At 68.2% G+C, this 13,056-nt stretch carries 12 protein-coding genes; 3 read left to right on the top strand and 9 right to left on the bottom strand.

What is annotated here, in order from left to right:
• Positions 1–20 precede the first annotated feature (20 nt).
• Positions 21–365: a DUF2200 domain-containing protein gene (locus ACIQ0W_RS01995; RefSeq protein WP_396641205.1), complete on the bottom strand. Its 345-nt coding sequence runs from the start codon at positions 363–365 to the stop codon at positions 21–23.
• A 46-nt stretch (positions 366–411) separates the two neighbouring features.
• On the opposite strand from ACIQ0W_RS01995, the gene ACIQ0W_RS01990 reads away from it, so the two are divergent.
• Complete coding sequence (locus ACIQ0W_RS01990; protein ID WP_396641204.1) at positions 412–1,485, top strand: DNA polymerase IV; 1,074 nt, start codon at positions 412–414, stop codon at positions 1,483–1,485.
• Positions 1,486–1,653: 168 nt separating this feature from the next.
• Here ACIQ0W_RS01990 and ACIQ0W_RS01985 read toward each other — a convergent pair whose 3' ends face one another.
• The 4 genes from ACIQ0W_RS01985 to ACIQ0W_RS01970 all read right to left on the bottom strand — a co-directional run bounded on the left by ACIQ0W_RS01985 (position 1,654) and on the right by ACIQ0W_RS01970 (position 6,368).
• Positions 1,654–3,399, bottom strand: coding sequence for an ABC1 kinase family protein (locus ACIQ0W_RS01985; protein ID WP_396641428.1), 1,746 nt, complete (start codon positions 3,397–3,399; stop codon positions 1,654–1,656).
• A 106-nt stretch (positions 3,400–3,505) separates the two neighbouring features.
• On the bottom strand, positions 3,506–4,144 hold the full coding sequence (locus ACIQ0W_RS01980; RefSeq protein ID WP_396641203.1) for a PadR family transcriptional regulator: 639 nt from the start codon (positions 4,142–4,144) through the stop codon (positions 3,506–3,508).
• A 308-nt stretch (positions 4,145–4,452) separates the two neighbouring features.
• On the bottom strand, positions 4,453–5,004 hold the full coding sequence (locus ACIQ0W_RS01975; RefSeq protein WP_036300980.1) for a UGSC family (seleno)protein: 552 nt from the start codon (positions 5,002–5,004) through the stop codon (positions 4,453–4,455).
• A gap of 68 nt (positions 5,005–5,072) precedes the next feature.
• Positions 5,073–6,368, bottom strand: a complete 1,296-nt coding sequence (locus ACIQ0W_RS01970) for a multidrug effflux MFS transporter (protein ID WP_396641202.1) — start codon at positions 6,366–6,368, stop codon at positions 5,073–5,075.
• A gap of 52 nt (positions 6,369–6,420) precedes the next feature.
• Here ACIQ0W_RS01970 and ACIQ0W_RS01965 point away from each other — a divergent pair, with 52 nt between their 5' ends.
• The gene (locus ACIQ0W_RS01965) at positions 6,421–8,205 is read left to right on the top strand and encodes a dihydroxy-acid dehydratase (protein ID WP_396641201.1); all 1,785 of its coding nucleotides are present in this window, start codon (positions 6,421–6,423) and stop codon (positions 8,203–8,205) included.
• Positions 8,202–9,581, top strand: coding sequence for an FAD-dependent oxidoreductase (locus tag ACIQ0W_RS01960; RefSeq protein ID WP_396641199.1), 1,380 nt, complete (start codon positions 8,202–8,204; stop codon positions 9,579–9,581). The genes ACIQ0W_RS01965 and ACIQ0W_RS01960 overlap by 4 nt, the downstream gene beginning before the upstream one ends.
• A 108-nt stretch (positions 9,582–9,689) precedes the next feature.
• On the opposite strand, the gene ACIQ0W_RS01955 is transcribed toward ACIQ0W_RS01960, so the two are convergent.
• From ACIQ0W_RS01955 to ACIQ0W_RS01940, 4 genes are all read right to left on the bottom strand, one after another.
• Positions 9,690–10,487 (bottom strand): IclR family transcriptional regulator C-terminal domain-containing protein, encoded by a 798-nt coding sequence (locus ACIQ0W_RS01955; RefSeq protein WP_396641198.1) that lies wholly within the window; start codon positions 10,485–10,487, stop codon positions 9,690–9,692.
• A gap of 110 nt (positions 10,488–10,597) precedes the next feature.
• Positions 10,598–11,437 carry an ABC transporter ATP-binding protein gene (locus ACIQ0W_RS01950; RefSeq protein ID WP_396641197.1) on the bottom strand — a complete coding sequence of 280 codons (840 nt, stop codon included), beginning with the start codon at positions 11,435–11,437 and terminating at the stop codon, positions 10,598–10,600.
• A complete protein-coding gene (locus ACIQ0W_RS01945; RefSeq protein ID WP_243420041.1) occupies positions 11,427–12,212 on the bottom strand; it encodes an ABC transporter permease in 786 nt (261 codons plus the stop codon). Before ACIQ0W_RS01945 ends, ACIQ0W_RS01950 begins: the two co-directional genes overlap by 11 nt.
• Complete coding sequence (locus tag ACIQ0W_RS01940) at positions 12,209–13,048, bottom strand: ABC transporter permease (RefSeq protein WP_081766435.1); 840 nt, start codon at positions 13,046–13,048, stop codon at positions 12,209–12,211. Before ACIQ0W_RS01940 ends, ACIQ0W_RS01945 begins: the two co-directional genes overlap by 4 nt.
• Positions 13,049–13,056 lie beyond the last annotated feature (8 nt).

Below are 13,056 nucleotides of genomic sequence, written 5' to 3'. Positions count from 1 at the left end.
ACGCAGGCGAACACCGCGGCTCACGGCTGACGCAGGATCTTCTCCATCTTCTTGCCGCGCGCGACCTCGTCAACGAGCAGGTCCAGGTAGCGGATCTTCTGCATCAAGGGGTCCTCCACTTCTTGGACGCGCACGCCGCAGATCGTGCCCGTGATCAGGGCGGCATGCGGGTTGAGCGCGGCCGCGGCGAAGAACTGCTCGAAGGTCGTCCCGTCGGCGAGGAGTCGCTTGAGCTCGGCACGGTCGTACCCGGTCAACCACTCGATGACCTCATCAAGTTCGGCCTGCGTGTGCCCCTTCCGCTCAACCTTCGCGAGGTAGTGCGGATACACGGCCGAGACGGACGTCGTGAAGATCCGATGCATGCCGTGAGCCTAGCCACGCACCACCGAAACCGCGCACACTGACTTCATGACCGCCACCTCGTGGGTGCTCCACGTCGACCTCGACCAGTTCATCGCAGCGGTCGAGGTGCTGCGGCATCCGGAACTCGCGGCCAGGCAGGTCATCGTCGGCGGGCGCGGCGACCCCACGGAGCGCGCCGTCGTGTCGACCGCTTCGTACGAGGCGCGCGAGCTGGGCGTGGGATCCGGGATGCCGCTGCGGGTCGCGGCCCGCAAGGCCCCGGATGCGGTGATCCTCCCCGTCGATCGCGACGCGTATGAGGCCGCGTCCGCGCAGGTCATGGCCGAACTGCGCGCGCAACCGGGTGCGGTTGTGCAGGTTCTGGGATGGGATGAGGCGTTCGTCGGGGTGACGACCGAAGACCCGGAGACCTGCGCCCGAGCCATCCAGGCCGCGGTTCTCGCGCGTACCGCACTGCATTGCAGCGTCGGTATCGGCGATACGCTCGTCCGCGCGAAGGTCGCGACCGGCTTCGGCAAGCCCCGCGGTGTCTTCCGGCTCACCGCGACGAACTGGCTCGAGATCATGGGAGAACGCCCGACGCTCGAGATGTGGGGCATCGGGTCGAAGATCTCGAAGCGGCTCGCGACCCTCGGCATCCGCACCATCGGTGAACTGGCCAGCGCTGACGAGGGCGCGCTCGCCGGTGAATTCGGTCCGCGCATGGGTCCCTGGTACGCGCAACTGGGGCGAGGCGAAGGATCGGCGACGGTGGACGACACCCCGTACGTGCCACGCGGGCACTCCCACGAGACGACCTTTCAACGGGACCTCGAGGCACGCTCGGAGATCGAGGATGCGGCACGGATGCTGCTCGCCCAGGTACTGGCGGACGTTGCGGCGGATGCGCGGCCCGTCGTCGGGCTGGGACTGAAGGTGCGCTACGCGCCGTTCGTGACGAAGACGTTCACGCGGAAGGTTCCGGCCACGACGGATGCTTCGATCGTGACGGCCGAGGCGATGCGCCTGGTTGCCAAGATCCAGCCCGACAGGCCCGTGCGACTGCTCGGCGTCCGTGCCGAGATGGCGATGCCCGACGACGCTCGCGAGGGGCACACGCCCACTCGCAGCGGCTGGTGAGCAGCGCTTCATCCCGGCTGACCCGAACCGCTCATCGACCCGGATCTCGCACCGAACGGTCGCGACTCGCCGCCTGCGGCCGCCCGACACGGCGTGTTGCGTCCGTTCGCGGGGCGGGGCACGCCGAGGAGGGCGGCCCAGAAGTCCCCGGGGTGGCTCGGCCGCGCCTCAGCCCGCGCCGGGCCCCCGGCGCGCCCCGGCGAACAGCGCGTGCAGCAGCGGAAGCACCGAGCCGATCATCAGCACCGAGCCGAAGACGGGGTCCTCGGGTCGGAGCACCGCGCCGCCGATGAACAGTCCGGCGAACAGCACGGCCGAGACGACCCGGCGCACCATCCGCTCCAACCGAGCCACGCGCCGGTCGAGCCGTGGGGTGTCGACCGAGATCTCGCCGTCCTGGATTCGGGTGACGAGTTCGTCGAGGCGCCGCGGGAGTCGCGCAGCCAGGCCCGCGATCGAGACGACCTCTTTGCCCACGGCCTGCGCGATGTTGCCGCGCTCGTCGCGGAGCAGCTGCGCGGCGTACGGCTCGACCGAATCCCACAGGTTGAACGCGGGGTTCAGGCCGCTGCAGACGCCCGACGTGAGCGACGAGGCGCGGATGATCAGCAGGAAGTTCTCGGGCAGCTGGAACGGCAGCGACCGCACCACATCGCCGAACTGGATCGCGAAGTCGCGGAACTCGCGCGGGTCGACCTCTTGCAACTCGGCGAATCCCATGCCCCCGAACCGCGCGAACAGGGCGGTCATGGCCCGCTCGAGCTCGCCGGTATCGGCCGAGGGCAGCAGCACGCCGACCTCGCGGATCGCGTCGACCAGCCCGCGCCCGTCGCGCGACGCCACGGCGATGAGCAGCTGACGCATCCCGCGGCGCAGCCCCGGCGGAACCTCGCCCATCATCCCGAAGTCGATGAACGTGAAGCGCCAGGCGGGCGACGAGGCGACCGAGACGGATGCGTTCGCCCCGGGACTCGAGCCCGCCACGGTGCCCGTTCCCCCGGCTCCGGAGCCCGCGGCATCCGGCATCAATGTCACGAAGACGTTGCCGGGGTGCGGGTCGGCGTGGAAGAAGCCATGGTCGAACAACTGGTCGAACATGACCGACGCGAACTCGCGGGCCACCTCGTCGGGGTCGATGCCCGCGGCGCGGAGACCGTCGTAGTCGTTGATCTTGATCGCCGTCACGTCCTGAAGTGTCAGGACGCGTCCGGTCGAGCGCTCCCACACGACCTCCGGCACCGCCACCCGCGGATCGCCCTCGAAGTCGCGCGCGAAGCGTTCGGCGTTGGCGGCCTCGTGAACGTAATCGATCTCTTCGAGGCTCGTCACGGCGAACTCTTCGACGAGCGCGGGCGCATTCACGCGGGTGTAGACGAGGCGAATGCGGCTCAGCCATCCGCCGACCTTGCGAAGCGCAGCAAGGTCCACATCGACGATCTGCTGGATGCCCGGTCGCTGCACCTTGACGACGACCGCGTCGAGCCCCGTCTCGCTCGCGTCGAGCGCCGACAGGCGCGCGCGATGAGCCTGGCCGAGGGATGCCGCGGCCACCGGGGTCTCGTCGAACCACGAATAGGCGCGGTCGAGCGGCATGCCGAGCTCTGCCTCCGCGGCCGACCGAATGCGATCGAAGGGCACGGCAGGAACCTCGTCCTGCAAGCCCTCGAGCTCTTTCGTGATCTCGGGCGGCAGAACGTCAAGGCGCGAGGACATGAACTGCCCGACCTTGATCATCAGGCCACCGAGGTCGACGGCGAGCCCGTGGAAGGCCCGAGCGAACCGCTTCATGCGCTTGTTGCGCGTGCGCACCGCGATCCGGGTCAGGCCGATGCGGGGCAGCACGAGTTCGAACCACCACGTCTGTGCGAGGTAGCGCGCAGCGAACCGCAGGATGCGCCGATACCGGGCGCGCATGGCGCCGGCATCGTACGCGTCGGTCTTGTCGACGACCCTGCCGTTCACTGTATTTCTCACCAACGCCCTGCTCCCTCGCGACGCCTTCGCGCCGAGGGCACTCCGGTCAGTCCTGGGCGAGGATCGAGTAGAGCTTACGACGCGCGTCTTCGAGCACGGCGACCGCCTGCTGCACCTGCTCGGGCGTACCGGTGCGAGCCACCTGAGCCGCAGCCTGGGCCAGCTCGACGCCGGCCTTGGGCAGCGCCGTCGCACGTCCGCTGCTTTCGCGGGCGCCAGTGGTGGTTCCGGCGCCGGATGCCTGCCACGGCGCGGGGCGCTCACCCGCTGCATCCGCTTCGGCGCGTCCCGCCTCGGTCAGGGCATAGGTCTTGCGACCGTTCGCCTCTTCCGCGGTGACGAGTCCCTCGTCGGTCAGGAGCTGCAGGGTCGGGTAGACCGAGCCGGGGCTGGGCTTCCAGCTACCGCCGCTGCGCTCTTCGATCTCGTGGATGATCTGGTAGCCGTGCATGGGGCTCTCGGCGAGCAGTGCCAGAACGGCCGCTCGCACATCACCGCGGCCCATACGGGCCCCACCCTTGGGCATCACGCGACGCTCGAACTCGTCGCGAAGCTGCTCCATCGCATCCCAGATTCCGGCGCCGGTCTTGCCGAAGCCCGAGCCGAGTCCGGCGCCGAAGCCGCCGTTGCCCATGCCGCTTCCGCCGCCGAATCCGAAGCCGTTGGTTCCGAATGAATCGCTCATCATGACCTCCATGCGGTGTCGATTGCCGCCTATCTAACGATACTCAACGATATGTCGCTGAGGGCCGCTTCGATATAGGGATGCCTGTGAGATTGCCGTGCTCGCGGACCGCGCACTCAAGGCCTCTGCGTCGGATCCACGGTTCGCAATTCAGTCCCGCCGGACTCGTAATCCCGGCACGCCCTCCTGTTTCAGCGGGCGCCCGTGTCTGCCCTCAACGCGCAGACTGAATTGTGAACACGGACGAGATGAGACCTACCCGGTGGCGCTGATCCAAGCTGGGCCCGATGCCCCCGCCGGGCGCCACCTCAAGCCAGCTCGGTGACCCCGAGGATGCGGAGTGCGTCGGGCACGGCCTGGTCGGCGCGGCCGCGGATGTGCTCGGTGTCCAAGCTCGCGACCGGGTGCTGCACCATGACGAACTGGAAGCCCGGGAATCCCTGCACCTCGGCCATCGCCCGTCCCGACATGGCGAACGAGTCGGAGGTGATGCTGACGGTCGGGATGCCTGCGCGCTCGAACATGATGCCGTCCGCAACCGTCGCCGCACTGCACGACCCGCAGTCGCCGACGGCGGTGATGACGATGTCGACCTCCGACACGATCTGCTGGAACAGCTCGTCCTTGACGGGCGTGCCGAAGTAGTCCTTGACGTAGTGCTTGATCTCGCCGATGCCGTAGTCGCGCTTGAGGTCCGCGGCGATCTCGTCGAGCAGCAGTGTGGAGTTGGGCTTGGTGTTATCGAGCAGTCCCACCGTCAGCCCCTTGAGGGTGACGGGGCGCGGCGAGAGCGTACCGTCGCTTGCGCCCTCGGCTGCACCGGTCGGGTCGAGGAGTGCTTCGCGTGTCGAAGTGGTCATGGTTTCCTCCAGGTCTCGCGGCGATCCGCCGTTGGCCGCCGTCAGTGGCCAGCATTGGCCGCCGGGTTCTACGGTGCCGCGCCGCCTCCCGGCAGCGCAGGCGGATTTTCATCTGTCGGAAAGCCGCGTGGGGCACGGCGCTCGTGGTGGCGGCCGAAGACGCTCGCGACGAGGCTGAGGACGAAGCATCCCAGCATCCCGAGCGTCATCGGCAGCGCGGTTTCGGGCCCGGCGAGCCCCCCGATGGGCGCGGCCAGAGCGCCGAGGGCGAACTGCACACAGCCCATGAGCGCCGCGCCGGACCCGGCCGCGAACGACACCCGTCCGAGCGTCAGCGTGGTCGCGTTCGCCATGACTCCCGCGACGGCGGCGCAGCAGACGACGATCAACACGGCGTAGGTGGCCACAGTGAGCGCGCCCAGCCACGTGATCACGACGAGCGCCGCAGTCGTGATGATCGCGACGGCAAGGTCGACCGCCAGCATCGTGCGCGAGCCGTACCGCGCGGACAGCGGCGCGTTCGCCCAGCCCCCCGCGAAAACCGAGAGTCCGTAGGCGGTGAAGATGAGCCAGAAGCCCCAGGGGCTGAGTCCCAGCACGTCCTGGGCCACGAACGAGGTCGCGTTGACGTAGACCGTGAGCCCCGCGAACACGAACGCCATGGTGAGGGCGAAACCGACGTAGGCCGGGTCGCGCAGCAGGCGTCCGTACGATCCGATCATCGACGGCAACCGGAACGGAGCGCGCCGCGCAGCGGGCAGACTCTCGGGGATCGCCACGACCGCGATCACGAGGTAGGCGACGCTCGCGACAACCGTGCCGACGAGGATCGCGCGCCATCCCGAGATCTGGAGCAACACGGTCCCCGAGAGCGAGGCGAGCAGCGGCCCGACAGCGAGTGTCCCGATCAGGATGCTGTAGGCGCGAGAGACCTGAGTGCCCACGCCGATGTCCGAGACGATGGCCCGGACGATCACGACGCTCGCCGCCGCGCCGAACCCCTGCAGCACGCGCCCGAGGATCATGACCTCGAGGGTCGGCGCCGCCGCGACGAATGAGCTCGCGGCCGTCAAGACAACGAACGAGAGAACGAGGACCCGCCGACGGCCGAGGCTGTCGGAGAGCGCCCCGACCACGAGCTGACCGACCGCGACGCCGAGGAAGAATGCGGTCAGCGCGAGCTGGATACCGACGATGTTGGTGCCCAGGTCGTCCGCCATGATGCCCAGCGCGGGCAGGTACATGTTCGCCACGATGGGGTTCAGCGTCATCAGAACGCAGAGCACCACGAGCAGTCCGGGAGTGAGCCGCGGCGCGCTCTCGCCCCCGGCACCTCCGCCGCCGAGTCGGTCGAACGGGCCCATGCGCACCTCCTCGTCGCGGCATCAATTTACGCATTGCGACCTATCGTCCGCAATGCGTACACTCGATGGTGTCGCATCGTTCGGTCAGATCCGGATGCCCCGCCGCGACGAGAGGACAAAGATGCCCGCTTTACGCAGCAACCTGCCACCGACATCGGCACTCGCCATCGCCCGCCGTGCGCACTACACGGCGCTTGGGATCCCCAAGGCCGACTGGGAGAAGCCGAAGGTCGCGATCGTCAATACGTCGTCCGACCTCGCCGCGTGCTTCTCGCACCTCGACGAAGTCGCCGCGCGACTCAAGCACGAGCTGCGAGACGCCGGACTCCTTCCCTTCGAGATCCGAACGACCGCACCGAGCGACTTCGTGACGAGCGCGGGGCGCGCGGGACGTTACATCCTGCCGAGCCGCGACCTGATCGTCGACGACATCGAGGCCGCCGTCGAGGGCGCAAAGCTCGACGCGATGATCTGCCTGTCCTCGTGCGACAAGACGACACCCGGCCACCTGATGGCGGCCGGCCGACTCGACATCCCGACGATCATCATCCCCTGCGGCTACCAGCACTCCGGGCTGGCCGAGGGCCGCACGGCCGACATCGAAGAGATCTTCCTGCACGCGTCTAAGGCCGCGGTCACGGGTGAGTCGACGGACGAGCTCGAGCTGCTCGCTGAAGATGCCATCCTCAGCCCGGGCGTCTGCGCGGGCCTCGCCACCGCGAACTCGATGCACATCCTCGCCGAGGCGCTCGGCATGGCGATGCCGGGCTCCGCCCCCGTGCGGGCGCTGAGCGAGCCGATGTGGGACACCGTGAGCCGCTCGGCCCATGCCCTCGCCGCGCTGATCGAGAAGGACATCCGGCCGCGCCAGATCATCACCGAGGGTTCGGTTCGAAACGCCGTCCGCGCGATGCTCGCGATCGGCGGGTCGATGAACACCATCAAGCACCTCCAGGCGATCGCCATCGAGTCCGGACTCGACGTGGACGTGTGGGAGTTGTTCCGCCAGCTCGGTCGAGAGACGCCACTGCTGTGTTCGGTCCGGCCTAACGGCCCGCGACTCACGGAAGAGTTCGAGGACGCCGGCGGTGGTGCGACGATCATCCGGGAACTGCTCCCCCTGCTCGATGGCACTCAGCTGACGGTGACGGGCGCGACAGTGGCCGAGAACTCGGCGCTCGCCAAGCCCGCAGACGGCGACGTGATCCGCAGCATCGACGATCCCTTCGGAACCGATCCTGCGATCAGCGTCTTGAAGGGCACGCTCGCCCCGGGCGGCGCCGTCGCCAAACGCCCCGTGCCCGACCCGGGACCGCACACCTTCCGCGGCCCCGCACGCATCTTCGGCACGCGCGAAGAGGCGATCGCCGCCATCTCGAGCGGGCGTCTGCAAGAGGGTGACGTCGCCGTCATCCGCGGCATCGGTGTGACGGGCGCCCCCGGCCTCGGCCTGACCTCGGCATTCATCTTCGCCCTGCACGCGCGTGGGCTCGCCCACAGCGTCGCCCTCGTGACCGACGGGCAGTTCTCGGGCCTGGTCAACCAGGGCATGACGGTCGGCGAGGTCTCACCCGAGGCCGCGAGTCCCGGCTCCCCCCTCGGACGCGTCCGCGACGACGACCTCATCGAGATCGACGTCAAACGCGGCACCGTCGACCTGCTCGTGGACGCGGATGAACTCGCGGCACGCCCCGACTACGTTCCGCCCGTCGATCGCGACACGGGCCACGGGTATCTCGACCAGTACGAGGCCCTCGTTCAGCCCCTGTCTTGCGGCGCCGTGCTGTGCGCGCGGCCCTGTTCCACGAACCCCTCCCCTGTCAAGGAGTCAGCATGACCACCTCCCCCGCACACGGCACGATCCGTGAGCCCGAGCGCAACATCCCCGTCATCGGCGAGTACGACGTGGTCGTCGTCGGTGGCGGTCCGGCCGGGCTGATGGCGGCGACCGCCGCATCGCGCGCCGGTCGTTCCACTCTGTTGATCGAGAAGTACGGATTCCTCGGCGGCGCCGGCACGATGGGTGGCCTGGCCACGTTCTGCGGCATGCACGCACGGGCGTACGGCACCGACTTCCAGTCGGTGCACGGCTTCGCGGATGAACTCCTCGACCGGATGCGTGTCATGGACGGCCTGAACGATGTGCACCTGTCGGTGGACAACCGCATCCAGGCCCTCTCGTACGACATCTCGGCGCTGAAGATCGCCGCCGACGAACTCGTCGTCGCGGGCGGTGCCGAGTTGCTGTTCCACACGTCGGTCGCGGATGTCGTCATGCGGGATGAGAAGACGATCGATGCCGTCATCGTCGAGTCCAAGTCCGGGCGCGCCGCGGTTCGGGGCCGGTTCTTCATCGACGGATCCGGCGACGGCGACCTGGCCGCGTGGTCGGGCGCGCCGTTCGAGGTGAGCGAGCACCTCATGTATCCCTCGCTCATGTTCCGTATCAACGGCGTGCATCCCGAAGAAGCCGGTGAAGCGTGGAAGACCGTGCGGCGGCTCATGGAAGAGGCCGAGGCTGCCGGCACGCATCACTTCCCCCGCAAGAAGCCGATCGTGCGCCCCCAGCGCAACCCGCTCGAGTGGCGCTCGAATCTCACGCAGCTCTCGAACGAGGATGGCTCGGCGATCGACGGCACCAACGTCGACCAGCTGACCCGCGGCGAACTGCAGGGCCGCCAGCAGGTCAAGGACACGTTCGCGTTCATCAAGCAGGTGACGCCCGGGTTCCAGGACTCCTACGTCGTCGACATCGCCCCGTCGATCGGCATCCGAGAGACTCGACGCATCATCGGGGCGTATCAGCTCACGCAGGAGGACGTCCTCGAGTGCCGTGACTTCGACGACACGATCGGTGTCAACGGATGGCCCGTCGAGGCGCACGTCGTCGGCGACGTCGTGTTCAAGTTCGCGCCCGAGGACTCGCGCGGTTACAACCAGCTTCCGTACCGGATGATCGTGCCCCAGGTCGTCGGCAACCTCTTCGTCGCCGGGCGTGCCGCGTCGATGACGCAGGGCGGACAGTCGTCCGGCCGCGTCACGGGACCGTGCTGGGTCATGGGTCAGGCGGCGGGCACCGCGGCCGACCTGGCACTCTCGACCGACGGCACCACTGCCGGCGTCGACGTCCCGACGCTCCAGCAGCGGCTGGAGGCGGACGGCGCGTACCTCGGCGCGCGCCTTCCCGAGGGCATCGCCGTCCCGGTGCCCTGACCCCCGCATCCGACGCGCGAGACTTCACCTCTGTCCCTTTGTGCGGGCCGATTCGTGACACAGGTGAAGTCTCGCGCCTGGGGGCGGGGGCAGGGGGCGCGGGGCGGGTCAGCGCGCGTTCGCGCGGAACAGCTGCGGGTTGGCGTTGCGGTAGGCGCTGGCGATGTCGGCCGCCGTTGCGAAGAGCACCGGGATGATGACCTCGCGCAGGCTCTCTTCGGTCTCACGCACCGTCGTCGATGAGACGGCGAGTCCGCCGACCGCCCGACCGTCGATCAGGATGGGCACCGCCGCGGCGACCTGCCCGGGGTGCAACTCCTCCATCGAGATGTCGTACTGGTTCGTACGCACCCCGACCAGACGCGCCCGCAGCCTCTCGGCATCCGTCACCGTCGCGGGGGTGTGCTTCTCGAGCGCGGCGGTCGCGAGCACGTCGTCGAGCTCGGCATCCGACAGTCGAGCGAGAAGAACCTTGCCGATGGCCGTCGCGTGCGCGGGCAGCCGGTTGCCGATCCGCACCGAGTCGGGCAGCGGGCGCCGATCCTCCACGCGCGCGACATGGATGACGTCCATGCCGTCGAGCACACCGATGCTGCACGTCTCGCCCGTGCGCTCGACCAGGTCCACCATGTACCCGTACGAGATCTCGGGCAGCGACGACGAGGCGAAGTAGCCCGAGCCGAGTTCGAGGATGCGGGGGGTGAGGCTCCACAGTCCGCCCGCCGACTCGGCGTATCCCAGATGCGCGAACGTCAGCAGGATCCGTCGGACGACCGGCCGAGCGAGATCGACGCGTGCCGCGATGTCGGCGACGCTGAGCGGGCCCTGACGGTCGTTGAAGGCGCGAAGCACCTCCACCCCGCGTTCGATGCTCTGAATGCGATCGCGCGATCTCTCATCCAACATGTCAGCCCCTTCTCCGTGTGGACGCTCTGCGTCCACCGGCACCATCCTAGGGATAGGGGGCGTCCAACCGTTGCGCAACGAGATCGCGGCGCGTCTGTCGCTCACGGGATTCAGGCCACGGTTCGAATCGTGTCGGTATCGCCCGTGTACGTCTTCGCCTTCTGGATCTGCTCGTAGACGTGGTGCCTCAGCTCGACGAACCGTGGGTCGGATCGCGTCTCGAGCTGGTCACGCTCGGCGGGCAGGTCGATCGCCAGATCCTCGAGGATCACGGTGGGCGACGACGACAGGATGATGACGCGCTCGCCGAGATACACGGACTCATCGATGTCGTGCGTCACGAACAGCACCGTCAGCCCGAGTTTCGCCCACACCGATCGCACCAGGTCTTCGAGGTCCGCTCGGGTCTGCGCGTCGACCGCCGCGAAGGGCTCGTCCATCAGCAGCACCTCGGGCTGGTACGCCACGGCCCGAGCGATGGCGACGCGCTGCTGCATGCCGCCGGACAGCTGCCACGGGTAGGACTTCGGCACGTGCGCGAGCCCGACCGCCTCGAGCGCCTCGGCGACCCGCGCCTTGCGCTCGTCCTTTCCGACACCCGCCACTTTCAGCGGCAGCTCGACGTTCTCGGCGACCCGCATCCACGGGTAGAGCGAGCGCCCGTACTCCTGAAAGACCAGCGCCATGTTGCGCGGGGGCCCGTCGACGACCTTGCCGTCGAGGACGACCTGGCCCTTCGTCGCACCCATGAGGCCCGAGATGACCTTCAGCAGCGTCGTCTTGCCCGACCCTGATGGTCCGACGAGGCAGGCGAACTCGCCTTTGCGCAGGTCGAACGTGAGGTCGCGAACGGCCTCGACCCCGCCTCCACCCGTCGTGGAGTAGATCTTCTGGATCCCCTGAACCGAGAGGAGTACGGGGGCCTCGGCCCCCCTCACGTCAGCGCTCACTGGTTTCCACCTCTCGTTGTCCGTAGTACCAGCCCAGCACCCGGCGCTCGATCACCCGGAAGATGAAGGCGAGCAGGATGCCGATGAAACCGATGATGAAAATTCCGGCCCACATGGGCCCGGTCTGGAAGGTCTGCTTGAACAGCATGATCTGGTAGCCGAGCCCATCGAGCGCGGCGTACAGCTCCGACACAACCATCAGGATGATCGCGATCGGCAGGGCGAGCCGGATGCCGGTCATGATGCGCGGCATCGAAGCGGGAAGCACGAAGTACCGCAGCCGTGACCAGCCACGTAACCCGTACGTGCGCGTCGTGTCACCGAGCACCTGATCGACCGAGCGGACCCCGTCGATCGTGTTCAGCAGGACGGGCCACAGGCATCCGAGAAAGATCAGGAAGATCTTCGAGCGGTCATCGATCCCGATCACGAGCAGCAGCACGGGCAAGAGCACGGGCGGCGGTACGGCCCGAACGAATTCGAACAGCGGACCCGTGAGCTTGCGAGCGACACGGCTGAGGCCGACGAGGATGCCGAGCAGCACGCCGACGATGATGGCACCGCCGAGTCCGACCCCGAGCCGGTAGAGCGAGGGGAAGACCTGTTCGACGAACAGGGGGCCGGCCCACACCGTCGTCAGGTCGGTCACCACGTTGACGGGTTTGGGGACGAACGGGTTCGTGTCGTCGAGGGTGGCGAACCACCAGAGCGCGATGATGATGATGGGCAGGGCGAGCGCCATGAAGACGCGTCGGGTGAGGGTGCGAGCGGTCACGGGATGACCTCCCCACGGACGGACGGATGCCACGCGAGCACCGAGTTCTCCAGTTGCCGCAGCACGAGGTTGATGATGAGTCCGAGCACGCCCGCGAGCAGGGCGAGGGCGTAGACGACGGGGGCGTTTCCGGCCGACTGATATTGCGCGATCATCTGGCCGACGCCGGGGGCTTGGACGACGATCTCGATCGTGATCGCGACCACCAGGGCAATGGTGCCGGAGAGACGGACCCCGGTCATGAGGTAGGGCAGCAGCGTCGGCCAGACGACGTAGCGGGCGCGGGCGAGCGGGCCGAAGCCGTAGCTGCGAGCGGTTGAGGCGGCGACCGGATCGACGTCGCTCACGCCGTAGACGACGTGGATCAGGATGACCCAGAAACACGCCCACACGACGATCGCGATCGTCGCGGTGGGCCGTACGCCGAAGATCACGATGGCGATCGGGATCAGACCGACCGAGGGGATCGGTCGGAGGAACTCGATCGTGGAGTGGGTGAATTCGCGCACCCACCGGTTCGATCCGATCACGAGACCGGCGACGATCCCGAAAACGAGGGAGATGGCGAGGCCGACGCTCCAACCGAGCATCGTGTTGCCGAGCGCCGTCCAGAACTGTGCGCGGTACTGCTCACCGAAGACGACTTCGACGACCGTCACCGCGACCTCGGTGAAGGGCGGCAGATATGTCGAATTCACGAGCTCGAGCCGCGAGGCCAGTTCCCAGACCGCGATGAACGCGAGGATCCCGAGGATGCCGAGGATCGGCGTCGAAATCTTGGTCTGGCTGAAAGCGAGACGGGTGGTATTGCTTGCGGGCGCCGCACGTGTCGGCATGCGCATCC

This window comes from Microbacterium sp., from assembly GCF_044340635.1.
In the GTDB taxonomy this organism is placed as follows: domain Bacteria; phylum Actinomycetota; class Actinomycetes; order Actinomycetales; family Microbacteriaceae; genus Microbacterium.
Note: the sequence above shows the minus strand (reverse complement) of the source record. Positions and strands in the feature narration are given on the sequence as shown.